Source organism: Sphingomonas caeni, from assembly GCF_026013415.1.
Lineage (GTDB): Bacteria > Pseudomonadota > Alphaproteobacteria > Sphingomonadales > Sphingomonadaceae > Sphingomonas > Sphingomonas caeni.
Window position 1 is genome coordinate 563,335 of record NZ_JAPDOK010000003.1, and the last position, 21,517, is coordinate 584,851.

Here is a 21,517-nt window from a genome sequence, read left to right on the forward strand (position 1 = left end):
ACCCAGTGAACCCCGGCAAAGAACTCCTCTTCCTCGCGCTCGGCGGCTCGGGCGAGATCGGCATGAACGTCAATCTCTATGGCACCGAGGGCAAGTGGCTGATGGTCGATTGCGGCATCACCTTCGGCAACGCGGACTATCCCGGCGTCGATGTGATCCTGCCCGACCTCCAGTTCATCGAGGAGCGGCTCGACGACCTGCTCGGCATCGTCCTCACCCATGGCCATGAGGACCATATCGGCGCGCTTCCCTATCTGGCGGGCGAGCTCGACGTGCCGCTCTATGCCACGCCGTTCACCGCGGGCCTGATCCGGGGCAAGCTCGAAGAGGAGGGGATCGAAGACCGGGTGAAGCTCAACGTCGTGAACGACGAGGAAGCCTTCGCGCTCGGGCCCTTCACGATCCGCTACGTGCCGCTGGCCCACTCGATCCCCGAGGGCAATGCGGTCGAGATCGTAACGCCCTATGGCCGCATCTTCCACACCGGTGACTGGAAGCTCGACGACACGCCCTCGCTCGGCGGCGCATCGACCGCCGCGGAGCTGACCGCGATCGGCGATCAGGGCGTGCTCGCTTTGGTCTGCGATTCGACCAACGTCTTCAATCCCGAAGCCTCGGGATCGGAGGGCGAGGTCCGCAAGGGGCTCGACGAGGTGATCGGCGCCGCGAAGGGCAGGGTGCTCGTCACCACCTTCGCCTCCAACGCCGCGCGGCTGCAGACGCTGGGCGAAGTGGCGCGCGACACGGGCCGCGAACTGTGCGTCGCGGGCCGTTCGCTCGACCGCATCCTGCGCGTCGCCAAGCAGACCGGCTATCTGCGCGATTTCCCCGATACGGTGGACTTCGATACCGCGATGACGCTCCCGCCCGGACGCGTGCTGATCGTCGCCACCGGCGGGCAGGGCGAGCCCCGCGCGGCGCTCGCGCGCATCGCCGAGGGGCAGCATCAGGTCAAGCTGGGCAAGGGCGATCTCGTCCTCTTCTCGTCGCGCCAGATCCCCGGCAACGAGATCGCGATCGGCCGGATCATGAACCTGCTCGCCGAATCGGGCGTCGATATCGTCACCGATCGTCAGGCCTTCATCCATGTCTCCGGGCATCCCGGTCGCCCCGAACTCGCCGAAATGTACCGCTGGATCCGCCCGCAGATCCTGCTGCCGGTCCATGGCGAGGTTCGCCACATGCACGAGCAGGCGCGGTTCGGCCGTTCGCAGGGCATCCCCACCGCGATCGAGCAGACCAATGGCGACATCATCCGCCTCGCGCCGGGCAAGCCGCACAAGATCGGCGAGGCCCCAGCCGGCCGCCTCGTCCTCGACGGCGACATCATCCTCCCCGCCGATGGCGCGACGATCAACGAGCGGCGGCGGATCGCGCTCTATGGCCAGATCTCGGTCGCGGTGGCGCTCAAGGACGGCCGCCTGCTCGGCTCGCCGCAGGTCCGCGTCCAGGGCGTCCCCGTCGAGGAGGACCGCGACAAGTTCATCGAGGAGGCCGCGCAGGCTGCGGCCGAGGCCGTCCGCGCCGGCAAGAGCGGCGGCGATGCGCTGCGCGAAGCGCTCCGCCTTGCCGTCCGCCGCACCGCGACGCGCTTCACCGGCAAGAAGCCGATCGTCGACGTGCTGGTGATCGAGACATGAACTGGAAGTCCGCGCTCGCGATCTATGCGCTGTTCTGGGCCTTTTCGGTCTTCTTCGTCCTGCCCTTCGGCGTGAAGACCGCGCAGGAGGCCGGTGTCGATCTCGTTCCCGGCCAGGCCGAAAGCGCCCCGCACGGCTTCGATCCCAGGCGCATCGTCATCCGCACCACGATCGTCGCGACCGTGTTGTTCTCGCTCTTCTATCTCAACTATGTCTTCGGCTGGGTGACCGTTGAGATGCTCGACTGGACGCGCTGAATCGAGGCTGCCCGAAATAACAATAATTGCGCAGTTTCTGTTATCGGACTAAGACCCGGTCGACGAGCGACTCCGGGAGCACGATCATGAATGTATCGATTGGAGAGCGTTGGCAGGGATTTGTCGATGCCGTCGTCAAGGCCGGGCGGTATGGCTCGGCAAGCGAAGTGGTCCGCGAGGGGCTTCGCCTGGTCGAGGAGCGGGAAGCCAGGCTGCAGGCCCTGCGCGACACGTTGAATGCTTCGATCGAGACGGGTGGCGCGCGAACCGACGATCAGGTGGGTGCGCACGTCGCCGCTGCGCTCGATGCATGGGAACGTCCGAAAAAGGCGGGCTGATGCGCCAGCTTCGCTACACCGACACCGCCGAATCGGATCTCGCGGAAATCGCGCTCTACATTGCCGATCAGAGCGGCCACCGTGCCGTCGCCGAAGCCTTTGTCTCCCGATTACGCGACCAGTGCCGCAAGCTTGCGGTATTGCCGGGAATACTCGGCACCGCCCGGCCGGAACTCCGGCCGGATATCCGCAGCACGCCCTGTCAGGGCTATACGATCTTCTTCCGCTATCTTGGCGATACGGTGCAGATCGTGAGCGTGCTCGGAGCGCATCGGGATATTGAAGGTTATTTTGCCCCCTGACGAGGCTGGTCTCAGCTCCGCAACCGTTCGATCGCCTGCGCCAGCGCCACGTAGAGCTTGCCCATGTCCGACGAGAGCAACGTCACGCCCAGCGGCGAGCCGTCGCGCAGCGCGAGGATCTGCCGCAGCATCGCCTCGAAATCGTGGATGTAGCGGTTGACGTTGTCGCGGAAACCCTCGTCCTCGTCATAAAGCCGCGCCACTTCGCGCGCCTCGCCCGTGTCGAGCAGCCGCACCGCGCGGCGGGTGAAGACGCCGCGGTCGCCCTTCAAATAGGCGTTCCAGGCGCTGTCGGCGACTTCGGACGAGAAACTCTTGGTGATGTCGATCGAGGCCGAGTTGAGCGCCTCGATCAGGAGCGAGACGCGGCGGGCGAAATTGTCGCTGTCGCCCTTCTCGCGTTCTTCGCGGCCCTGCTCGATCTGGTGCTCGACCTGCGCAGTAGTCTCGGCGAGCGCCAGCATCTGCTGCGTCAGCCGCTCTGAGGCCCGCGAGGCGGCGTTGACCGCGGCCTCGGTGGTCTCGGCCAGTTCGCCCAGCTGGCGGCGCACCGTCGCGTCCATCGCGCGGCGCATCGCCTCGCCGCTCGCCTCCTCCAGCGCGGAGGCGGCCTGGGGGACGATCTCGGCGAGCGTCCGGCGCGCGTGATCGGCGGCGGCGGCAGAGGTCTCGCGCACCGTCAGCAGCGCATCGACAAGCTGCGGCGCGGCCTCCTCGGCGAAGCGGCGCGTCGTGCCGATCGCATCGTCGACGATCGCCTCGAGCGCATCGGCCTTGGCGCGCCCGTCGGCGAGGGTCTCGAGCAGCGATGCCTGTGTCTTGGCGAGCGTGTCGCGCTGCTGGCTGACCACGTCGGCGATCGCCTCGATCGCGTCGTGCGTGCTCTCGGCGGCGGTGACGAGCGCCATCAGCTCGGGCTTGCTCTCGGCGACGACCTTGCGGCTCGCCCCGATCCGCGCATCGAGCCGGTCGAGCGCCGCGGGCAGGGTCTCGTCGATCTCGCGTGCCGAGGCGTCGAGCGCGGTCAGCAGATCCTCGGAGGTGCGGATCACGTTCTGCGCGGTCTCTTCGCCCGACTTCATCGCCTCGCGCATCGCGTCGAACGATCCGCCGAGCGCGCTGACCTGCGCGGCGAGCGCCTGGGTGCGGTCCATCCCGGCGGCGTGGAACACCGCCAGCTCGCGGTCGGTGCGCGTCACGCCCTCTTCGAGCGTCTTGAACAGCGCGGTGCCGCGTTCCTGCTCCTCGCCCAGCCGCGCGCCGATGCGGCCCACGGCTTCCTCGATGGTTCCGATCCGCCCGCCCAGCGCCTCGGCACTGTCGGTCGCGGCGCGGTCGAGCGCGGCCTGGTTGGCGCTGAGCATCGCGAGCATCGCCTCGCCCTGCGCCGCGATCCCCTTGCGCGCCTCGTCCACCGCATTGGCGGCGCGATCGAGCACTGCATCGACCGCGGTCGACATCTCGCCGGTGACCGATTCGAGGCGCGCAGAGGCGGTCTCGCTGGTCGCCTCCATGCGCGCGATATGCGCCGCGAGCCGCTCGGCAGCCCCGCCCGCAATCGCATCCGCCTCGCGCCCGCGCTCCGCAAGCGCGGTCAGCTGGGTATCGAGCGCGGCGGCACGCTGGCCGGCGACCAGCCCCGCGGCATCGACGCGCGCGGCGATGCCCTGCATTTCCTCATGCGCCTTGGGTAGCGAACTGAGCACGATCTCGACGCGCTTCTCGGCTTCGCTGGTGGCTTCGGTCAGCCGTGTGCTGCTGGCGGTGATGAGCTGGGTCTGCTGGCCCATATCGTGCGCGAGCGACTTGAGCCGTTCGGCGGCGGCATCGCCCATCGCCATCAGCGCCTGGGTCTGGTGCGCCAGCTCGGCGCGGTTCATCTCGATCCGGGCGGAGAGGGTGGCGACCGCGGCCTCGAGGCTCGCCGCCTCGGCGCGCATCGCCCGCGCGGTGCTGCCGAAGCGCCGGGCCTCGGCGGCGCTGGTGCGCAGGAGCAGGAGATAGACGATCCCGATCAGCGTCGGGACGGTGGCGATCGTCGCGACCAGCGGCAGCAGCGCGGCGGGATCCTGCGGCGTCATCCAGGTGCCGCGCGACAGCCAAAGCGCGCCCGCGACCCAGCCCAGCGAGAGCAGGATCGCGATCGCCGGCCCGGCCCAGCCGAAGCGGCGCGCGCGCGGCGCATCCTCTTCCTCGGCCTCGAACGCCGGCGGGTGCTCGGCGACCGGAGCGGGCCCGGTGTCGTTCGAAAGCAACAATTCCTCGCCGCCGCTTGCCGCCGGCGCGAGGATGGATTCAGCTCGTGTTTCCCCTGTCATGTGGCGCATTTACCACATTTCCTGCACGGTCCAACTAAGTAAGGAAACGAAACGTTAAGTGCCGCGGGGCTAGGCTCTGGCACATGGCGTATGATCCGGGTGCAATCGATGCGACGTTGGCGGCGGCGGTGGGCGATGAGCCCGCGCTGATCGCGGAGCTGCGCGAGGCGTTTCTCGACGGCGTGAAGCGTTGCCTCGAGGCGATGAAATCCGCCGATTCCCCCGATAGTTGGACCGCCGCGGCGCTCCGCCTCAAGGGGCTCGCCGCCAGCTTTGGCGCAATCCGCCTGATGGCGCTGGCCAGCGAGGCCGCTGCTGCGCAGGCGCATGACGGCGCGGTGCTGCGCCGCCTGCATCGGGCGATCGAGCGGCTCTAGCCTACCAAAGGTGGCAGAAGGTCCGGAATGCGCGAACCCCGTTCACGCACGGCATCATCCATGTCTTGAGTTGCGGATCGTCCGGAATTTCCATCAGATACACCCCGCCAGCGCTACACCGCGCCACATAGCGGTCCATCGGGATCGGCGTCGGTCCGCCGCCATTCTGGTTCTTGATGAAGAATGAGCCTTGGTCCCAATGCCCGTAATGCTTGTAGCGCGTCACCCCGCACGCATGGCCGGTCAGCTTGAGGAATGCGCCGTCGATCCGCTCCCTGGCCGGATCCGGGCGCGCCGTATGCATGCAGCTCGCCAGCAGGGCCGGCAGGGCGATCGCCGCGACGGCCCGCCGCCCGATCATCTTTTCCGGCTCAGTTCGCGCATCGCCTCATCCAGCCCGGCGAGCGTCAGCGGATACATGCGGTCGGTCATCAGCTCGCGGATGATGCGCGTCGATTGCGAATATCCCCATTGCGCCTCGGGGATGGGATTGAGCCAGATCGCCGCCGGATAGGTATTGGTCAGCCGCTGCATCCACACTGCTCCCGGCTCCTCGTTGAAATGCTCGACCGAACCGCCGGGATGGGTGATCTCGTACGCGCTCATTGAAGCATCGCCGACGATCACGACCTTGTAATCATGGCCGTATTTATGGAGCACATCCATGGTCGGTGTGCGCTCGGTGAAGCGGCGCAGATTGTCCTTCCACACGCCCTCGTAGAGGCAATTGTGGAAGTAGAAGAACTCCAGGTTTTTGAACTCGCTGGTCGCTGCCGAGAACAGCTCCTCGCAAAGCTTCACGAACGGATCCATCGATCCGCCGATATCGAGGAAGAGCAGCAGCTTGACCGCATTGTGCCGCTCGGGCCGCATCCGGATGTCGAGCCAGCCCTGCCGCGCGGTGCCCTCGATCGTCGCATCGATATCGAGTTCGTCGGCGGCGCCTTCGCGCGCGAAGCGGCGCAGGCGGCGCAGCGCGATCTTGATATTGCGGGTGCCGAGTTCGCGGGTGTTGTCGAGATTCTTGTACTGGCGGCCTTCCCAGACCTTGAGCGCGCGGCCCTGCTTGCTCTCGCCGCCGATCCGCACGCCTTCGGGATTGTAGCCACCGTTACCAAATGGGGACGTGCCGCCGGTGCCGATCCACTTATTGCCGCCCTGGTGACGGCCCTCCTGCTCGGCGAGCCGCTCCTTCAGGGCCGCCATGATCTCGTCCCAGCTGCCGAGCGACTTGATCGCCGCCATCTCCTCGGGCGTCAGGAATTTCTCGGCAATGGCCTTGAGCCAGTCCTCGGGGATTTCGGCGGGCGCGATGCCGTAATTGGTCGCGATCCCCCTGAAGACCTTCGAAAAGACCTGATCGAACCGGTCGAGCAGCCCCTCGTCCTTCATGAAGGTGGCGCGGGCGAGGAAATAGAAATCCTCGGGCGTGCGCTCGATCACGTCGCGGTCGAGCGCTTCGAGCAGGATGAGGTGCTCCTTCAGGCTGGCGGGGATGCCCGCGGCGCGCAGCTCGTCGAGGAAGTTGAGGAACATGGGACTATTGTGGCGCCAGTGGGCCGCGTTCGTAAAGCTTCCAGTGCGTGCCGGAGAGGCCGGTGGGGTGGCCCTCGGCGACCACATGATAGGGATTGTCGCAGCGCACGGCCGGATCGGGGAATGGCGCGTCGCCGTCTCGGTCCACGAACCAGAAACGCGTGGCCGGGCAGGGCCCTTCGATCACGGTGAGGGGAAGGTGACGCGAGGCAGCCGCCATGCGCAGGATCGCAGTGGAACGGTCCCGCTCGACTGCAATCTCGCTCTCCTGTGCGGCGATCAGCGAATCGATTACGGGGGCAGGATCGGCACGGCGGTTCGCGATGATGCGGTTGTCGGTGATCAGCGCGGCGATCGTCACCAGCGCCAGCGCCGCCCCGACCGGCAGGCGCGAGGCGCGGCCCGGGGCGAGGCGTGGACCGCTGTGCATCGCCACCAGCATCATCGCGCCGAGCCCGCTCAACAGATGGTAGCGCGGCGCGCCGCTATTGGCGACCTGGAGCAAGGCGATGCCGAACGGGATGAGCAGCGCGAGCAGGAAGAAGACGCGGTCGCGCGCGGGGCCGTCCTGCGGCGAAGGCGTGTCGGGCGGGGCGCTCAGGAGGATCGCAGCGACCAGCGCCAGCGGCCCGCCGAATGCCGTGAGCAGCATTGCGCCCCAGCCATCGGCGAAGACCGTCAGGCTGAAGGGCTCGTAATTGCCGAGCCGCATGCCGGTGCCCGCCGCGCGCGCCGCGCCGAATATGATCGCGAGCACGGCGATGGCGGGGACGATGACCGGTAGCAGGATACGGGCGGCTGCCACGCTCGCTTCGCGTGGCGGACGGTTGCGATAGAGCGTCCAGCCTACCCACAGCGCCAGCGCCGCCAGCCCGAAAGCCATGGTGAGCTGCGAGAACATGCCGAGCAGCACCGCGAGCCCGATCGGGATCGCCGGCGCGCGCTGCGAAGGGTCGTCGAGCCAGTTCGCCACCAGCAGCACCGTCACCAGCAGCATCAGTACCATCGGCGCATAGCCGCGCGCCTCGGCGCCGTAGGTGACGAGCAGCGGCGACACCGCGAACAGCAGGGCCGCCGCCAGCGCCGCCGCCTTGCCCTGCCGCGCCGCGATCATCGCCGCCACCGGGATGGCCAGGGTGCCGGTCAGGATCGACAGCCCCCGCTGGAGCATCGGCGGCGCGTCGAGGCCGACCAGCTGCAGCCACAAGGTATTGAGATGATGGTTATTGTCGTGGTTGATCTCAAGAAACACGCCCAGCGGCGTCCCCACGTCATGCGCCGTGGTCGCAGACCAGGCCTCGTCGAGCCACAGCGCGCCCTGCGCGGCCAGCAGGCGGAGCGCCAGGCCGAGCGCGGCGATCCCCGCGACGATCAGCCAGTCGCGCCGGCTCATCCATGCGCTCGCTTGCGGCCCAGCGCCCGGCGGACCAGCGGAATGCGGATCAGCGCGGCGGCGATGAACAGCCCGGCCATCACCGATCCCAGCCCCTGCGTCTCGGGCCGCCAGATCCGGCCCCAATAGCTATAGGTGAAGACGAACCACAGCCACCACACGCCGGTGGCGTGGAGCCGCTTCCAGTTCCGGCCCAGCGCGCGCATCGCCGCGTCGTTCGAGGTCGCGGCCATCGCCCACATCAGCAGATAGCCGGTGCCCCCGACCAGCCAGACGATCAGCGGCCGCGTGGTGTCGGTCAGCGCGATCTGGGTCGCAAAACAGAAGCCATGGATGGTGTGCGCCGCCGCGAAGCCCAGCCCGACATAGCGGCGCTGGCGCAGCACCTCGCCCCAGACCCCGCCGAACATCTGGAACAGCGGCCGTGCCGTGAAGGCGGCGAGGAACCACAAGGCGGACCATCGCGCGGTCAGCCTGGTGGCAAGGCTGAGCTGCTCCTTCATGGTCCCCGGCATCAGCGCCGCGCCCGCACAGATCGCCAGCGCACCCACGGCGGCGACCGCGATCAGCCAGGTCTTGCGTTCCCCCCGCATCGTTCACCCGATCGGGGGAGGCTGGCGTTCGAACCGGGGCAGTTCGGGATCGAAGCAGGCCCAGGCCGGCGCCGCGCTCGTCCAGATCGTCGCCTGCGGCGCTAGCAGATCGGGATCGTCGAGCGCCCCCGACCGCACGATCAGCAGGTTCGGCCGCGCATCGGACTTGCTGAAGATCTGGGTGCCGCACTGCGGGCAGAAGCCGCGGTGCATCTGGTTGCCGCTATCCGCGACCGACGCATACCAGCGTACCTCGCCCTCGGCCGTCACGGCGTCGGCCGGAAACACGACATTGACCGTCGCATTCCCCGCCGCAAGATACTGGCACAGCCGGCACCAGCAGGCGCGGGCGAGCAGAGGCTCGGCGTCAATCGCGACGCGCACCGCGCCGCACAGGCATCCCGCGCCATGGCTCATCCCTTGTTCGCCTGCCGCCGCGCCATGAACGCCAGCCGCTCGAACAGCATCACGTCCTGCTCGTTCTTGAGCAACGCGCCGTGCAGCGGCGGGATCGCCTTGCTCGGGTCGCGTGTCTGGAGCACGTCGAGCGGCATGTCCTCGTGGAGAAGGAGCTTGAGCCAGTCGAGCAGCTCGCTGGTCGAGGGTTTCTTCTTGAGCCCCGGCACTTCGCGGATCTCGTAGAAGATATCCATCGCCCGGCTCACCAGCAGCTTCTGGATCTTGGGGAAATGGACATCGACGATCGCCTGCATCGTCTCGCGGTCCGGGAATTTGATGTAATGGAAGAAGCAACGGCGCAGGAAGGCGTCGGGCAGCTCCTTTTCGTTGTTCGAGGTAATGATCACGATCGGCCGCTCGACCGCGCGGACGGTCTCCTTGGTCTCGTAGACATGGAATTCCATGCGATCGAGTTCGGTGAGCAGATCGTTGGGAAACTCGATATCGGCCTTGTCGATCTCGTCGATCAGCAGGACGGGCAGTTCGGGGCTGGTGAACGCCTCCCACAGCTTGCCGCGGCGGATATAGTTGGCGATGTCGTGGACACGCTCATCGCCCAGCTGCCCGTCGCGCAGCCGCGCCACCGCGTCATACTCATAGAGGCCCTGCTGCGCCTTGGTGGTCGACTTCACGTTCCACTCGATCAGCGGCGCCCCCATCGCCTTGGCGACCTCATAGGCGAGCACGGTCTTGCCCGTCCCCGGCTCGCCCTTGACGAGCAGCGGGCGGCGCAAGGTCGCCGCGGCGTTGACCGCGACCTTCAGGTCATCGGTAGCGACATAGCTCTGGGTACCCTCGAAGCGCATCGGTAGTCCTTTGAAACCCGATACGCTGCCTAGAGAGGGAAATTGGCCTTGTCAGCCCTCAGTGATGCGCGCGTGCCGAAGCCCGCGCCTCGAGCAGGTCGAGCAGCCCGCGATGCTGGGCGAACATCTGCTGCGCGCCGAACAGCATCGCGCGCTCGACGCTCATCTCGCGCACCAGCGCATCGACCACCGTCACCGTTTCCTCCTGAAGGGGGAGAGTGCAAGCAGGCGGGGTGATCCCCAGCCGGTGCGCGGCGGCATCGAGCACGTCGCGCACCGCTTCCCAGTCGAGCCCCAGCGCCAGCGCGGCGCCGGTGGCACATCCGGTGCGGTCCGACTGGGCGAGCATGTCGAGCGCATGGCACTGCGCATGCACCGCGGCTTCCGATTCGGCCTGGCCGGGGGTGCTCGGCAGTGGCCCCGCCGCGGCGACGATGCGGACGAGATAGGCGCGCTCGGTGGCGAAAGCCTCGGCCGCCGCCTCGAGCCAGCCGCGCTCGACCGGCAGCCTGGCATGATCGAGCGCATAGTCGATCACGCCGGGATGGCGGCCATGGAGGATGCAGAGATAATGCGCGGCATCGGCGAGGTCGCGCGCGGGCTCGTGCCCCGCGATCAGCCGATTGAGCCAGGGATGCGTGGCGCTCCCGTCCGACGCGGTGAGGGCGCCCATGGCGCTCGAAGCACCGCCCAGTCGCGCAATCTGTACGGAATCAAACGGCATACGCCCCCAATACCCAAGAGTTTGCGCCCGGCATCGAGCGCTCTGCCTCTCAATGGACTCAGGGGATATACTGAAGCACGTAAAGACGTGGTTGATATGGGATTCACCGCGGAGAAACCATGTTGTGGCGGGCGCGACCTTGAACGTCATCCTTGATCACGACCGGCTGATCGCGGTCAACGCCGCGAGGAATGCGCTGGCCGGCTGGGGCGACCGGCTGACCTTCGGCCTCGGCCTGCCGGTGCTGCTGTTGGGGGCCCATGCCTGGCTCACGAGCCTACCCGAACGGCCCGCGCTCTACCTTTCGGCCGCGGCCGGGTTCGTCGCGGCGTTCGGCCTGGCCCGGCTCGGCGCGGGGCGGCTGACCTATCACCAGACGGAAGGCGCGCTCGCCGCACCGGCACTGAGCAGGCGCGCCGCCGCGCAGTATCTGTTGCTGCTGATCGGCCCGGCGCTGGCGATGCTTGCCATGATCTTCCTGCTGGCCGGACTGCGCTACCCGGCTTGTTGGCTGGCCACGATGCCCGCCGGAATCGCGGCCGGCTTCGCCTGGCACCGGTTTTCGCGCCCCTCGCGCCGCTTTGCCCCGGCGGAAGCGCTGGCCCGCCGGCGCGCGCTGCTGTTCGACCGACCGGTTCCCACGGCCATCGCCGGGATCGCCGCGGCCGCCATGCTCCTCGCGCTCGGCTCATTGCTGCGCGAGGCGGGGATGACGGCGCTGGCGCTCGCGACAAGTCTCGCTGCAAGCGCCGTGCTGGGCGGCGCCGACGCCGCGAAGGTCCGTTTCATGGCACAGGCCGGCTATCGGGCGACGCGGACCGTCGCGCTGCACGCATCGTCGCTGTCGGCCTTCACGCTCGCATTCTGCCTGCCGCTGCTGCTTGCCCGTCAGTTCGTCCCGGCGGCAACCGCCGCGGGCCTGGCCGCGCTGGTGCTTGCCGTGCTGGCCGTCCGCGTCCTCGCCTATCGCATCCATGCCAGGCGCACCGCGGACTGGATCGCCACGCTCCTGCTGGCCGCCGTCGCGCTGGCCGCGATCCTCGTGCCTTTCGCCGCTCCGCTCGTGTTGCTGCTGATCCTTGGCTGGCTGTTCAGGCGCGCGGGCCGCGTCACCTGGCTCATCGCATGACCGCCGCGCTCATCCTTGACGGCGTCCAGGTCCGGCGCGGCACCGCCACCGTGGTCCGGGGGTTGTCGCTCGAAGCCGAGCGCGGCGCCTGGTTCGGCATCGTCGGCGCCAATGGCTCGGGCAAGACCACCTTGCTGCGCGCGATTGCCGGGCGCCTTCCGATCGACGCGGGCAGTTGCCGTATCGACGGGGTCGAGCTGGCGCGCGATCGCGGCGGGCGCGCGGCGCGGATCGGCTTCGCGCCGCCGATCGAAAGTCTGCCGGCCGGCTTGCGCTTTCGCGATCTGCTCGCGCTCGCCGCGCACGACATGGCCCGCGCGCGTGCCGGCATCGGTTCGCTGTGGGAGCCGCTCGGGATCGGTGCGCTGACCGATCGCTGGATCGGCGACTGCTCTTCGGGCATGCGCCAGCGCGCTTCGATCGCGCTCGCCTTCGCCACCGGATGCCCGATCGTGATTCTCGACGAGCCGTTCAACTGGCTCGATCCGGTCGCCGCGTTCGACACCAGAACGGCGCTCGGCGGCAAGGTCGCCCAGGGGCTGACGCTCGTCACTGCGCTCCACGATCTCACCACGCTGTGCGGCGCCTGCGATGCCGGGGCGGTAATGACCGACGGACACGTGGCGATGACGCTCGCGCGCGACGACCTGCGCGCCGGAGCGAAGGACCCCGCCGCATTCGAGGAGCGAATGATCGCAGCGCTGCGGTCACACCCCTCTTCACAATAACTGACCAGTCAGTTATAAACGACTCATGGCCCGTCGCACCCCTCCAGATCGCCGCGAGTCGATCCTCGCCGCCGCCCGCGCGGAATTCGCGGCGCGCGGTTATGCGGGGACGCGGCTCGAGGATGTCGCGGCGCGCGTCGGCATCTCGAAGGCCGCGCTCTATCTCCAATTCTCCGACAAGCAGGCGCTGTTCCTCGCGATGATCGATTGGCTGCTGGCGGCCAACTTGCCAAACGCGGTCCCCGCGGCGCTTGCGAGCGCGAGCCCGTCGGAACAGCTGCCCGCGCTGATCGCCTTCGCCGCGTCGCAGGTCGCCGAGGGCGAGATCGCCTTTCTGCCGCGGCTGATCATCGGCGAGAGTGGCAATTTTCCCGAACTCGCGAAACTATATCACGACCGCGCAATCTCCCGGATTCTGGGACTGATCGAGTCGATCATCGCCCGCGGCGTTGCGTCGGGCGAGTTCCGTGCGGTCGATCCGGCAATGGCCGCGCGCAGCGTCGCGGGCGGGGTCCTGATCGGGGCATTGTGGCGAACGGTGCTCGAGCCTGCCGGCGCGCCGCCGCTCGATGTGCGGGCGCTGGCGGCTTCGCATGCCGATATCTTGCTCCACGGCCTGATTGCGGGAGATGCAAGTTGAAACGCGCCGCTGTGATTGTCGTCCTGATCGCCGCTGTCGGGGCATTGGCCTTCTGGTGGATGAGCCGCAGCGGCAAGGCGTCCGAAGGCTGGCTCGGCTATGTCGAGGGCGAGGCGATCGAAGTCGCAGCGCCGGTTTCAGGCACGCTCGCGCGGCTCGATGTCGTGCGCGGCGGGCAGGTGGCGGCAGGGCAGCCGCTGTTCGCGCTCAATGCGGTCTCGACCGATGCGGAGATCCGGCGGCTCGAGGCGCAGCTTGTGCAGGCCCAGGCCCAGCGCGCGGATCTGCTCAAGGCCCGGCAGCGCCCGGCCGAGCTTGGCGTATCGCGTGCGCAGCAGGCCTCCGCGCGGGCCGAACTGGTGCGGGCCTCGCGCGAGTATCAGCGGATCGAGACGCTCGCCACGCGGGGCTTTGCGACCAAGACGCGGCTCGATCAGGCGCGTGCGGCGATGCAATCGGCTCAGGCAGCGCTCCAGCAGGCGCAGGCGAGCGAGGCCTCAGGCGAGCTTGCCGGGCGCGTCGATCAGATCACCGCAGCCGATGCCGCGGTCGCCGCGGCCCAGGCCGCGCTCGATGCCCAGCGGCGGCGGGGCAATGAGATCGCGCCGGTCGCCCCCGCCGGGGCCTTGGTCGAACAGACCTATTTCAACCCAGGCGAATGGGTTCCCGCCAATTCGCCGGTCGTGCGGCTGCTCGAACCGGGGCGGGTGAAGATCCGCTTCTACGCCCCCGAGAACGCCATCGCGGCGCTGCGTCCGGGCGCTAAGGTGAGTGTGAGCTGCGATGGCTGCGGGTCCTTCACCGCGACGGTGCGCTATGTCTCGCCCCAGGCGGAGTTCACCCCGCCGGTGATCTACAGCGAACGCGCGCGCTCGAAGCTGGTCTTCCTCGTCGAGGCGACCCCCGATGGCGGCATTGCCCGGTTGCGCCCGGGCCTTCCGGTCGAGGTCCGCCCCCAATGAGCGCGGCGCCCGCGATCGCCGTCACCGGGCTCACCAAGAGCTTTGGCGGGCGCGTGGTGGTCGATCATGTCTCGCTCGAAGTGGGGCAGGGGCGGGTCTGCGGGTTCCTCGGCCCCAACGGATCGGGGAAGACGACGACGCTCAGGATGATCTGCGGGTTGCTGATCCCCGATTCGGGAAGCGGCACCGTGCTCGGGCTCGATCTCGCCACCAGCCGCGGGGAGATCAAGCGGCGAATCGGCTACATGACCCAGCGCTTCGGCCTGTTCGAAGATCTGACGATCCGCGAGAATCTGGCTTTCGTCGCCGACGCCTATAGCCTCGACAACAAGCACGCCCGCGTCGATGCCGCGCTCGACCGGCTCGGCCTCGCCACCCGCGCCGACCAGCTCGCCGGCAAGCTCTCGGGCGGGTGGAAGCAGCGCCTCGCGCTTGCCGCCTGCGTGCTCCACGAGCCGCAGATTCTCCTCCTCGACGAGCCCACCGCGGGCGTCGATCCGCTCGCCCGGCGCGAATTCTGGGACCAGATCCATGTCTTAGCGGCGGAAGGTGTGACCGTTCTGGTTTCCACGCACTACATGGACGAGGCCGAGCGCTGTCACGACATCGCCTATATCGCCTATGGCGTGCTGCTCGCCCGCGGGACGGCGGCGGAGATCGTGCGCGATTCGGGGCTCGCGGCGCTGACCGGTGAAGGGCCCGGCGCCGACCGGCTCGCGCCCTTGCTCCAGCAGCGCCCCGGCGTGACGATGGCCGCGGCGTTCGGGCCTACGCTCCATATCGCCGGGCCCGATCTCGCGGCGCTCCGCGCGGCGGTGAAGGACGTCGACCCTGCGATAGACTGGCGCGAGGCCGAGCCGACGCTCGAGGATGTCTTCATCCACCTGATGCGCTCGGCGACGGACAACAGCGTGGGCATCGCCTCGTGAGCCCGTCGCTCCGCCGCATCTGGGCGATGCTGATCAAGGAGTTCCACCAGCTCCGCCGCGACCGGCTGACCTTCGGGATGATCGTCGGCATCCCGCTGGTCCAGCTCTTCCTGTTCGGCTTCGCGATCAACAATGATCCGCGCCACCTGCGCGCCGCGCTCGAGGTCAACGATCATTCGGCCTTCACCCGCAGCATCGAGGGATCGCTGCGCGCGAGCAGCTATTTCGACCTCCAGCCCGCCGGCACCCGGCCCGGCGCGGGCGAGGAGATGCTGCGCCGGGGCGAGGTCCAGTTCCTGATCGTGATCCCGCCCGATTTCTCGCGCGACCTGGTGCGCGGCGAACACCCGCAATTGCTCGTCGTCGCCGACGCGACCGATCCCGCCGCGACCGGCGGCGCCACTGCGGCGGTCCAGCAGGCGGTGATGTCGGGGCTTGGCCATGACCTGATCGGCAGCCTCGCTCCGCTTGCGCCGCGGCCGCCGCCGGTCGATGTCGTGGTCCAGCGCCGCTACAATCCGGAGGGGATCACCAGCCACAATATCGTCCCCGGGCTGCTCGCGATCGTGCTGTCGATGACGATGGTGATGCTCACCTCGGTCTCGGTCGCCCGCGAGCGCGAGCGCGGGACGATGGAAAATCTCCTCGCCATGCCGCTCCACCCGCTCGAGGTCATGCTCGGCAAGATCCTGCCTTACGTCTTCATCGGCGCCACGCAGACCACGATCATCGTCGCCGCCGCCCAGCTGATCTTCCAGGTGCCGTTCTTCGGCCCGGTCTGGCTGCTTGCGCTGGCGACGCTCGTCTTCATCACCGTCAGCCTGCTGCTCGGCTTCACCCTCTCGACCTTCGCCCAGACCCAGCTCCAGGCGATGCAGATGAGCTTCTTCTACATCCTGCCGAGCATCCTGCTCTCGGGCTTCATGTTCCCCTTTCGCGGCATGCCCGGCTGGGCGCAGACGATCGGCGAGTGCATCCCGGTGACGCATTTCCTGCGCGTGGTGCGCGGGGTGATGCTCAAGGGCTGGGGAGTGGGGGAGGCGCTGCTTCCGCTCGGCATCCTCGCGGCGATGGGACTGGTCTTCGCGTTCGTGGCGGTGCGGCGATACGGGGATACGCTGGAATAGCTACACCGCGCGCCAGCTTACCGGCACCGTGGCGCAGGCGGGCGTGCCGTCCTTGCCCGTGCCCCGAACGGTGCCTTCGAGGATCTTCCCCGCCACCGCCGCATCGATCAGCGGCTGGGGGATCGTGTGGATGTCCACCTTCATCCGCCGGGTCCGGGGCGAGCCATGGTCGCCCGCAGAGGTCCCGATCGCGACATAGACGAAACGCCGCTCGGGCCCCTCGCTACGTACCTGCTCGCCATAGAATTTCGGGCCCTCCGCGACACGGATGGTGAAGTCGAAGCTCAGCGGCCCGTCCACCGCCCGCTTGGGATCGATCGGCTTGCCGTTCTTGTCCTGCAGGTTGTGAACCACCCCGGCGAGGGGGCGGTCGATGGTCAGGCGCATGCGGATTTGGGTCTGGGGCGGGCGCATGCCGGAGAGGAACCAGACTCGCGCGCGCCACGCAAGGCCGCCACGCCCCGGGAGCATTGGAGCGTGGCAGCCCTTCCGCTGCCCCAAGGGCCACGGAAATTCGTCTCAATTCAATGTGACGCAAGTGAAACCGGAGCGCCCCAAAAGAGTTTAAGGCGCGCTTGTTCGCTTTTGTCCGCATCTTGCACAACGTCGGATCAGGCCATTCGTTTCGTCCAACACAGGGGATGCCCATGAAGAAAATCTTGATCGCCGCCGTCGCCATCGCGGCACTTCCGCTGGCCGCCTGCGGCCCGAAGACGCCCGCCGCGGAGAATGTCGAATCGGCCGCCGACAACACCGCCGATGCGATGGAAGCGAATGCCGCGGACATCCGTTCGGACGCCGACAACAGCGCCGACGCGATCAAGGCGGGTGCCGAGAACCGCGCCGACGCGGTCGAGAACAAGGCCGACGCCGTCCGCGCCGCGGGCGAGAACAAGGCCGAAGCGATCGACGAGAAGGCGGGGCACTAAGCCCGCGCCGTTACCGGAAGCGAGGCCGGGGAGCGATCCCCGGCCTTTTTATGTGTAACCAAATCGGTTCATTTGGCTTGACTTTTGCCCGCGGTTGTGGAACATATCGCGAACGGGGGGCGATATGAACAAACGATCGGATCCGCGCGGACCGGCGGGCACCGCCATCCGCGCCACGGGCAAGGACGGCCCGCAGGTTATCCACAGCAAGGGCAAGCGCTGGACCGACCAGGCCGAGAAGCTGTTCCTCGATCACCTCGCCGCCAGCTGCAACGTCACCGCGTCCGCTGCCGCGGCGGGCTTCAGCACCGTCGCCATCTATAACCGCCGCCGCGCCGATCCCGGCTTCGCCGCGCGCTGGGATGCCGCGCTCGACCAGGGCTATGCCCGGATCGAGATGCTCCTCGTCCACCGCGCCGGGCAGTTGCTCGAGGGCTATGTCCCCGATCCCGGCTCCCCGCTCGCGTCGATGACGGTCAAAGAGGCGATCAACGTCCTCCAGCTCCACCGCGCCCGGGTGAAGGGCGACGGCGCCCGTGCCCCGGGCTGGCGTCCCCGTCCGCGCGGCTTCGAGGAGATGCGCGATTCGATCCTCGGCAAGCTCGAAGCGATCGAGACCGCCCGGCTCGCGCTGCCCCCGCCCGATGGCGCGTAGGCGCCGCAGGCTCCCGCGCGATCTCGATGTCGTCGCGTGGTTCCTCAGCCTCCCCCTCGATCTCCGCCACGCCGCGCTCGCCCGCCTCGGCGATCCCGAACGCGACGCGCTCGATCGCGCCTGGCCGCTCTGGGCGCATGACGGCCAGTACGAGCCCCCCAAATGTGCGGACGGTTCCGATTGGGACGTCTGGGTGATCAAGGCCGGCCGCGGCTTCGGCAAGACGCTCGCCGGCGCCCAGTGGATCACCGCGCGCATCGCCGAGGGCGAGAAGCTCCAGATCGCGCTGGTCGGCGCTACGCTCGAGGACGCCCGCCGCGTGATGGTCGAGGGCCGCAGCGGGCTGATCGCGGTCGCGGGCGATTGGGTCTCCGGCTGGCACCCGAGCCTGCGCCGCCTCGATTTCCGCACCGGCGCCCATGCCACGCTCTTCTCGGGCGCCAGCCCGGACATGCTGCGCGGCCCCGAGCGTCACTATGCCTGGTGCGACGAGCTGGCGAAGTGGGAAAAGCCCCAGCAAAGCTGGGACATGCTCCAGCTGAACCTGCGCCTCGGCACGCGTCCCCGCGCGCTGATCACCACCACCCCGCGCGGCGGCCCGGTCCTCCGCGGAATCATGGCTGATCCCGCCACCGTCACCACCGGCGGCCCGATGAGCCGTAACCCCCATATCTCGGCGCGCTGGAAGGCTCGCGTCGAGGCGCTCTACGCCGGAACGCGGCTGGGGCGGCAGGAACTCGAAGGCGAACTCCTCCCCGACGCAGCGGGCGCGCTCTGGACCGTCGAGCTGATCGAGAAATCCCGCCTCACCAATCCTCCCCCGGAGGGGGAGGGGGACCAGCCGGAGGCTGGTGGAGGGGTAATCTCCCCGGGCGACGCGACCGGTGGCGAACTACTCCTCCGTCGCGCTCCGCGCGCCACCTCCCCCTCCGCGGCAGGATCCAGCTACGCCCGAACCCTCATCGCCGTGGACCCGCCCTCCGGCGACGGCACCTGCGGCATCATCGCCTGCGCCCGCGAGGGCTCGGGCACGCAGGCCATCGCCCACATCCTCGCCGACCACAGCGTCACCGCGCGCAGCCCCGAAGGCTGGGCCCGAGCCGTAGCCGCCGCCGCCGCCGCCCACGCCACGCGCGAAGTGATCGCCGAGGCCAACCAGGGCGGCAAGATGGTCAAGGCGGTGCTGACGACCGCCGACCCGGGCCTGCGCGTGCGGCTGGTCCACGCGCGGCAGGGCAAGACCATCCGCGCCGAACCGGTCGCGCATCTGTTCGAGGCGGGGAGGGTGGTGATCCACGGCAGCATGCCCGAGCTGGAGGCGGAGCTGCTCGGAATGATCGCGGGCGGAGGATACGAGGGGCCGGGGCAGAGCCCGGACCGCGCGGACGCGATGGTGTGGGGGGTGGGGGAGGTGATGCGCGAGGTGGGCGCGCGGATTTCGGTGGGGTGAGGGCGAGATGTTCGAGTCGCATTAGGAACCCGTTCATCGTAGGCGCGTAATGTGATTTCCGCTTGAAAAATGACGCTAGAAATGGAACAAATATAGAACAAACAGCGCTCGAACAGGGACTGACACTTGCACAATGCGGCGGGTTAGGCCCAATGCGCGCAGGTCGTTGACTTGAAGGTGATCAATTCACCGATGGTCGTCGGGAGGGGGGCGTCCTCCATTTCGTCCGATGTTCGGAAACGATTGGAAGAGTTTATGGTGATACTGGCTGCAATTGGCCTGACGGCTACGGTCGTTTTACTGGCCACATTCGTGATCGGCTTGATCAAGGTGATGATTGACGGCCGTCGAGGCGTCGATCTGTTCGACCGCGCCGGTTTCGGCGCCGAGGCCTATTGGCTCGCGAAGCTACCGCGCCAGTCTGCCAGTTCTTCAGTTGCGACCCGTGAAGGCATTCTCGCCAGCGGACGTCGTGGCGCAGGCATTCAGCTGCGTCAGACCCGCACGATTAGCCACGAACTGCTTTAATCCCCTTCATGTCCAAGGATGTTTCGGACGAGGCGCCGCCTTGGGCGGGCGCAGCACTGAACTGTATCGGCTGGATTCCCAGCGCTGACGGACACTTGTCGTTCAGCATGATCGGCGCCGGCACAAGGCCGCCATGCCATCGCTTCTCCGCGATGGTGCCCAACGGCGATATGTCCGGCGCGCAGCGCAAGGTGGCGGCGTTCCAACTGCGTCGGAATACCGACCTTCCCTGGTTCTTTCGCCGGTTCAGCAAGCAGGCGCGACACCATTGGCTGCTGGCCGGCGATTCGCTCGCGGCGAGCTATTATACGGATCCGGGCAAGCCGCATCATATTCTCGATCATCAGGGAATGCTGCGTGGGCGCATCATCTTCATCCCGTACCAAGAGGATGCCCCGACCGGCGATCCGCTGCATATCGGTCAGGCCGAGTTGACACGGCAATGGGAGGGCGTGCGCAAGGGCATCCAGCGCGCGCTGCGCGCCAATCGGCGAGCGGACGATCAGGCCGCGTTTCACGAACTGGAACGTGAGATCGAGCGCATGTCAGAGCTGAAGTTCGAAACGACCACGATCGAATTCGCGCTATTCCGCACCGGCGAGTTGCGGCTTTGGATCACCGCTGACGAGATCGTCACGGTCGAGCCCGACGACAATTATCCGCGAACCGATCTCTATGTCGGGATGGACGAGATACCGTACTCACATTCGCTGCTCCGCCAGGCCTATTATTTCGTCAAAGACGCCGTTCATCACCACGTCCATCACGATGGCGAGTCGGACCAGATCATCCCGCTGGTGTTCCATCCCGACGAGGATTCGGATCCGGAGGTCAAGGGTGAGCCTTCGGTCAGCGAGCAGCGGTGGCACCGCGAGACGCTGTGGGGCCTGTCACGCACGATCGAGGAGTTGGTGCGCAAGGGCACGCGCGAGACCTTGCGCAACGCGCTCGGCTTCATGTGCTTCGCGGAGAGCTTTCAATCGACGTTGACGGGGCATGTCCGCAAGAACGGCTCGCTGAACCACTTCGCCAAAATCTGCGACTTCCATCAATATGATTTCAAGAACCTTCGCGAATCCGTGAAGATCGCGCTGGATCGCAAGAGCTGGAGCCTGCCGGGACGGGCGGCCATGGTCGGCTCTGTGCTCGCCGTCGGGCTTTCCTCGCTTATCGCGGCCAACGCGATCGGAAATCATCCGCATCCCAATGAAGCGAGCATGTGGGAGGGATGGTTCTCGCGGTTCCTCTATCAGGCGCCCTATGCGTTGCCGTTGATCTGTAGTGGGCTGATCACCGCTGCGTTCCTCTGGATTTATTCGGAGGTGGAATTCACGCGCTGGTTCTTCGGCCCAGCCCTCGCCTGGAACCGCTTCGTGCGCTCACATGTGCGGCATCTGGTCGATAAGTATGAGGGTGCGGCAAAGGACTGGCTGGCCATGGCGTTGACCGCGTTATTCTATGCGCTGCCGATCGGCGCCCTCGGATTGGTCGCTTATGGTCTCTATGCATATATTGCCGGTTGAATCCGAACATTTCGCACCGAGGATGAGCTTGAAAAGGCCGGGGTCGATGCCCCGGCCTTTGCATTTCGGCGTGCTTGACTAGGGCCTGTTGAGATTCATCGTGAGTTGATGACGGCTGCGGCGAGATAGATGCAAGCTTTGAAGCTCTGATCGGTTTTGTCGGCGCGCATGGCG

At 67.6% G+C, this 21,517-nt stretch carries 25 protein-coding genes; 16 read left to right on the top strand and 9 right to left on the bottom strand.

Annotation, left to right across the window (positions count from 1 at the left end; all coding sequences use genetic code 11):
• The first annotated feature begins 5 nt into the window (after nucleotides 1-5).
• The 4 genes from OF829_RS11395 to OF829_RS11410 all read left to right on the top strand — a co-directional run bounded on the left by OF829_RS11395 (nucleotide 6) and on the right by OF829_RS11410 (nucleotide 2,537).
• Entirely contained in the window at nucleotides 6-1,640 is a 1,635-nt protein-coding gene (locus OF829_RS11395) for a ribonuclease J (protein ID WP_264940144.1), read from the top strand.
• A complete protein-coding gene (locus tag OF829_RS11400) occupies nucleotides 1,637-1,897 on the top strand; it encodes a DUF1467 family protein (RefSeq protein ID WP_264940145.1) in 261 nt (86 codons plus the stop codon). The genes OF829_RS11395 and OF829_RS11400 overlap by 4 nt, the downstream gene beginning before the upstream one ends.
• An 86-nt stretch (nucleotides 1,898-1,983) precedes the next feature.
• Nucleotides 1,984-2,235 (top strand): type II toxin-antitoxin system ParD family antitoxin, encoded by a 252-nt coding sequence (locus OF829_RS11405; protein ID WP_264940146.1) that lies wholly within the window; start codon nucleotides 1,984-1,986, stop codon nucleotides 2,233-2,235.
• Nucleotides 2,235-2,537, top strand: a complete 303-nt coding sequence (locus OF829_RS11410) for a type II toxin-antitoxin system RelE/ParE family toxin (protein ID WP_264940147.1) — start codon at nucleotides 2,235-2,237, stop codon at nucleotides 2,535-2,537. Before OF829_RS11405 ends, OF829_RS11410 begins: the two co-directional genes overlap by 1 nt.
• An 11-nt stretch (nucleotides 2,538-2,548) precedes the next feature.
• Here OF829_RS11410 and OF829_RS11415 read toward each other — a convergent pair whose 3' ends face one another.
• Nucleotides 2,549-4,864, bottom strand: coding sequence for a coiled-coil domain-containing protein (locus OF829_RS11415; protein WP_264940149.1), 2,316 nt, complete (start codon nucleotides 4,862-4,864; stop codon nucleotides 2,549-2,551).
• A gap of 74 nt (nucleotides 4,865-4,938) precedes the next feature.
• Between OF829_RS11415 and OF829_RS11420 the strand changes: the two genes are divergently transcribed.
• Nucleotides 4,939-5,232 (top strand): Hpt domain-containing protein, encoded by a 294-nt coding sequence (locus OF829_RS11420; protein WP_264940150.1) that lies wholly within the window; start codon nucleotides 4,939-4,941, stop codon nucleotides 5,230-5,232.
• A gap of 1 nt (nucleotide 5,233) precedes the next feature.
• On the opposite strand, the gene OF829_RS11425 is transcribed toward OF829_RS11420, so the two are convergent.
• The 7 genes from OF829_RS11425 to OF829_RS11455 are packed head-to-tail and all read right to left on the bottom strand — an operon-like array spanning nucleotide 5,234 to nucleotide 10,692.
• Complete coding sequence (locus OF829_RS11425) at nucleotides 5,234-5,593, bottom strand: hypothetical protein (RefSeq protein ID WP_264940151.1); 360 nt, start codon at nucleotides 5,591-5,593, stop codon at nucleotides 5,234-5,236.
• The gene (locus tag OF829_RS11430) at nucleotides 5,590-6,768 is read right to left on the bottom strand and encodes a vWA domain-containing protein (protein WP_264940152.1); all 1,179 of its coding nucleotides are present in this window, start codon (nucleotides 6,766-6,768) and stop codon (nucleotides 5,590-5,592) included. Before OF829_RS11430 ends, OF829_RS11425 begins: the two co-directional genes overlap by 4 nt.
• 4 nt (nucleotides 6,769-6,772) lie before the next feature.
• On the bottom strand, nucleotides 6,773-8,161 hold the full coding sequence (locus tag OF829_RS11435; RefSeq protein WP_264940154.1) for a glycosyltransferase family 39 protein: 1,389 nt from the start codon (nucleotides 8,159-8,161) through the stop codon (nucleotides 6,773-6,775).
• Nucleotides 8,158-8,754, bottom strand: a complete 597-nt coding sequence (locus tag OF829_RS11440; protein WP_264940155.1) for a cytochrome b family protein — start codon at nucleotides 8,752-8,754, stop codon at nucleotides 8,158-8,160. Before OF829_RS11440 ends, OF829_RS11435 begins: the two co-directional genes overlap by 4 nt.
• 3 nt (nucleotides 8,755-8,757) lie before the next feature.
• The gene (locus OF829_RS11445; RefSeq protein WP_264940156.1) at nucleotides 8,758-9,171 is read right to left on the bottom strand and encodes a GFA family protein; all 414 of its coding nucleotides are present in this window, start codon (nucleotides 9,169-9,171) and stop codon (nucleotides 8,758-8,760) included.
• Nucleotides 9,168-10,019: an AAA family ATPase gene (locus OF829_RS11450; protein ID WP_264940157.1), complete on the bottom strand. Its 852-nt coding sequence runs from the start codon at nucleotides 10,017-10,019 to the stop codon at nucleotides 9,168-9,170. Before OF829_RS11450 ends, OF829_RS11445 begins: the two co-directional genes overlap by 4 nt.
• Nucleotides 10,020-10,077: 58 nt before the next feature.
• On the bottom strand, nucleotides 10,078-10,692 hold the full coding sequence (locus OF829_RS11455; protein ID WP_264940158.1) for a DUF6975 family protein: 615 nt from the start codon (nucleotides 10,690-10,692) through the stop codon (nucleotides 10,078-10,080).
• Nucleotides 10,693-10,882: 190 nt separating this feature from the next.
• Between OF829_RS11455 and OF829_RS11460 the strand changes: the two genes are divergently transcribed.
• Genes OF829_RS11460 through OF829_RS11485 form a run of 6 tightly spaced genes read left to right on the top strand, consistent with a single transcriptional unit; the run spans nucleotide 10,883 to nucleotide 16,258 of the window.
• Nucleotides 10,883-11,872: a hypothetical protein gene (locus OF829_RS11460; protein WP_264940159.1), complete on the top strand. Its 990-nt coding sequence runs from the start codon at nucleotides 10,883-10,885 to the stop codon at nucleotides 11,870-11,872.
• Complete coding sequence (locus tag OF829_RS11465) at nucleotides 11,869-12,600, top strand: ATP-binding cassette domain-containing protein (RefSeq protein ID WP_264940160.1); 732 nt, start codon at nucleotides 11,869-11,871, stop codon at nucleotides 12,598-12,600. Before OF829_RS11460 ends, OF829_RS11465 begins: the two co-directional genes overlap by 4 nt.
• A 25-nt stretch (nucleotides 12,601-12,625) precedes the next feature.
• The gene (locus OF829_RS11470; protein WP_264940161.1) at nucleotides 12,626-13,240 is read left to right on the top strand and encodes a TetR/AcrR family transcriptional regulator; all 615 of its coding nucleotides are present in this window, start codon (nucleotides 12,626-12,628) and stop codon (nucleotides 13,238-13,240) included.
• The gene (locus OF829_RS11475; protein ID WP_264940163.1) at nucleotides 13,237-14,202 is read left to right on the top strand and encodes an HlyD family secretion protein; all 966 of its coding nucleotides are present in this window, start codon (nucleotides 13,237-13,239) and stop codon (nucleotides 14,200-14,202) included. The genes OF829_RS11470 and OF829_RS11475 overlap by 4 nt, the downstream gene beginning before the upstream one ends.
• Complete coding sequence (locus OF829_RS11480; RefSeq protein WP_264940164.1) at nucleotides 14,199-15,131, top strand: ABC transporter ATP-binding protein; 933 nt, start codon at nucleotides 14,199-14,201, stop codon at nucleotides 15,129-15,131. The genes OF829_RS11475 and OF829_RS11480 overlap by 4 nt, the downstream gene beginning before the upstream one ends.
• Complete coding sequence (locus OF829_RS11485; protein ID WP_264940165.1) at nucleotides 15,128-16,258, top strand: ABC transporter permease; 1,131 nt, start codon at nucleotides 15,128-15,130, stop codon at nucleotides 16,256-16,258. The genes OF829_RS11480 and OF829_RS11485 overlap by 4 nt, the downstream gene beginning before the upstream one ends.
• Here OF829_RS11485 and OF829_RS11490 read toward each other — a convergent pair whose 3' ends face one another.
• The gene (locus tag OF829_RS11490) at nucleotides 16,259-16,672 is read right to left on the bottom strand and encodes a DUF5990 family protein (protein ID WP_264940166.1); all 414 of its coding nucleotides are present in this window, start codon (nucleotides 16,670-16,672) and stop codon (nucleotides 16,259-16,261) included.
• Between the two features lie 233 nt (nucleotides 16,673-16,905).
• On the opposite strand from OF829_RS11490, the gene OF829_RS11495 reads away from it, so the two are divergent.
• The 5 genes from OF829_RS11495 to OF829_RS11515 all read left to right on the top strand — a co-directional run bounded on the left by OF829_RS11495 (nucleotide 16,906) and on the right by OF829_RS11515 (nucleotide 21,343).
• Nucleotides 16,906-17,187, top strand: coding sequence for a hypothetical protein (locus OF829_RS11495; protein WP_264940167.1), 282 nt, complete (start codon nucleotides 16,906-16,908; stop codon nucleotides 17,185-17,187).
• 124 nt (nucleotides 17,188-17,311) lie between these two features.
• Nucleotides 17,312-17,842: a hypothetical protein gene (locus tag OF829_RS11500; protein ID WP_264940168.1), complete on the top strand. Its 531-nt coding sequence runs from the start codon at nucleotides 17,312-17,314 to the stop codon at nucleotides 17,840-17,842.
• Nucleotides 17,832-19,292, top strand: coding sequence for a terminase large subunit domain-containing protein (locus OF829_RS11505; RefSeq protein WP_264940169.1), 1,461 nt, complete (start codon nucleotides 17,832-17,834; stop codon nucleotides 19,290-19,292). The genes OF829_RS11500 and OF829_RS11505 overlap by 11 nt, the downstream gene beginning before the upstream one ends.
• Nucleotides 19,293-19,463: 171 nt before the next feature.
• Nucleotides 19,464-19,820 carry a hypothetical protein gene (locus OF829_RS11510; protein ID WP_264940170.1) on the top strand — a complete coding sequence of 119 codons (357 nt, stop codon included), beginning with the start codon at nucleotides 19,464-19,466 and terminating at the stop codon, nucleotides 19,818-19,820.
• 8 nt (nucleotides 19,821-19,828) lie between these two features.
• On the top strand, nucleotides 19,829-21,343 hold the full coding sequence (locus OF829_RS11515; RefSeq protein ID WP_264940171.1) for a hypothetical protein: 1,515 nt from the start codon (nucleotides 19,829-19,831) through the stop codon (nucleotides 21,341-21,343).
• Nucleotides 21,344-21,517 lie beyond the last annotated feature (174 nt).

Coding starts and splice junctions, on each gene's coding strand:
- OF829_RS11400 (WP_264940145.1), top strand. CDS start 1,637: ATGAACTGGAAGTCCGCGCTCGCGATCTATGCGCTGTTCTGGGCCTTT.
- OF829_RS11500 (WP_264940168.1), top strand. CDS start 17,312: ATGAACAAACGATCGGATCCGCGCGGACCGGCGGGCACCGCCATCCGC.
- OF829_RS11480 (WP_264940164.1), top strand. CDS start 14,199: ATGAGCGCGGCGCCCGCGATCGCCGTCACCGGGCTCACCAAGAGCTTT.
- OF829_RS11515 (WP_264940171.1), top strand. CDS start 19,829: ATGTCCAAGGATGTTTCGGACGAGGCGCCGCCTTGGGCGGGCGCAGCA.
- OF829_RS11455 (WP_264940158.1), bottom strand. CDS start 10,692: ATGGGCGCCCTCACCGCGTCGGACGGGAGCGCCACGCATCCCTGGCTC.
- OF829_RS11465 (WP_264940160.1), top strand. CDS start 11,869: ATGACCGCCGCGCTCATCCTTGACGGCGTCCAGGTCCGGCGCGGCACC.
- OF829_RS11495 (WP_264940167.1), top strand. CDS start 16,906: ATGAAGAAAATCTTGATCGCCGCCGTCGCCATCGCGGCACTTCCGCTG.
- OF829_RS11490 (WP_264940166.1), bottom strand. CDS start 16,672: ATGCGCCCGCCCCAGACCCAAATCCGCATGCGCCTGACCATCGACCGC.
- OF829_RS11415 (WP_264940149.1), bottom strand. CDS start 4,864: ATGCGCCACATGACAGGGGAAACACGAGCTGAATCCATCCTCGCGCCG.
- OF829_RS11445 (WP_264940156.1), bottom strand. CDS start 9,171: ATGAGCCATGGCGCGGGATGCCTGTGCGGCGCGGTGCGCGTCGCGATT.
- OF829_RS11430 (WP_264940152.1), bottom strand. CDS start 6,768: ATGTTCCTCAACTTCCTCGACGAGCTGCGCGCCGCGGGCATCCCCGCC.
- OF829_RS11435 (WP_264940154.1), bottom strand. CDS start 8,161: ATGAGCCGGCGCGACTGGCTGATCGTCGCGGGGATCGCCGCGCTCGGC.
- OF829_RS11405 (WP_264940146.1), top strand. CDS start 1,984: ATGAATGTATCGATTGGAGAGCGTTGGCAGGGATTTGTCGATGCCGTC.
- OF829_RS11505 (WP_264940169.1), top strand. CDS start 17,832: ATGGCGCGTAGGCGCCGCAGGCTCCCGCGCGATCTCGATGTCGTCGCG.
- OF829_RS11470 (WP_264940161.1), top strand. CDS start 12,626: ATGGCCCGTCGCACCCCTCCAGATCGCCGCGAGTCGATCCTCGCCGCC.
- OF829_RS11440 (WP_264940155.1), bottom strand. CDS start 8,754: ATGCGGGGGGAACGCAAGACCTGGCTGATCGCGGTCGCCGCCGTGGGT.
- OF829_RS11410 (WP_264940147.1), top strand. CDS start 2,235: ATGCGCCAGCTTCGCTACACCGACACCGCCGAATCGGATCTCGCGGAA.
- OF829_RS11425 (WP_264940151.1), bottom strand. CDS start 5,593: ATGATCGGGCGGCGGGCCGTCGCGGCGATCGCCCTGCCGGCCCTGCTG.
- OF829_RS11420 (WP_264940150.1), top strand. CDS start 4,939: ATGGCGTATGATCCGGGTGCAATCGATGCGACGTTGGCGGCGGCGGTG.
- OF829_RS11450 (WP_264940157.1), bottom strand. CDS start 10,019: ATGCGCTTCGAGGGTACCCAGAGCTATGTCGCTACCGATGACCTGAAG.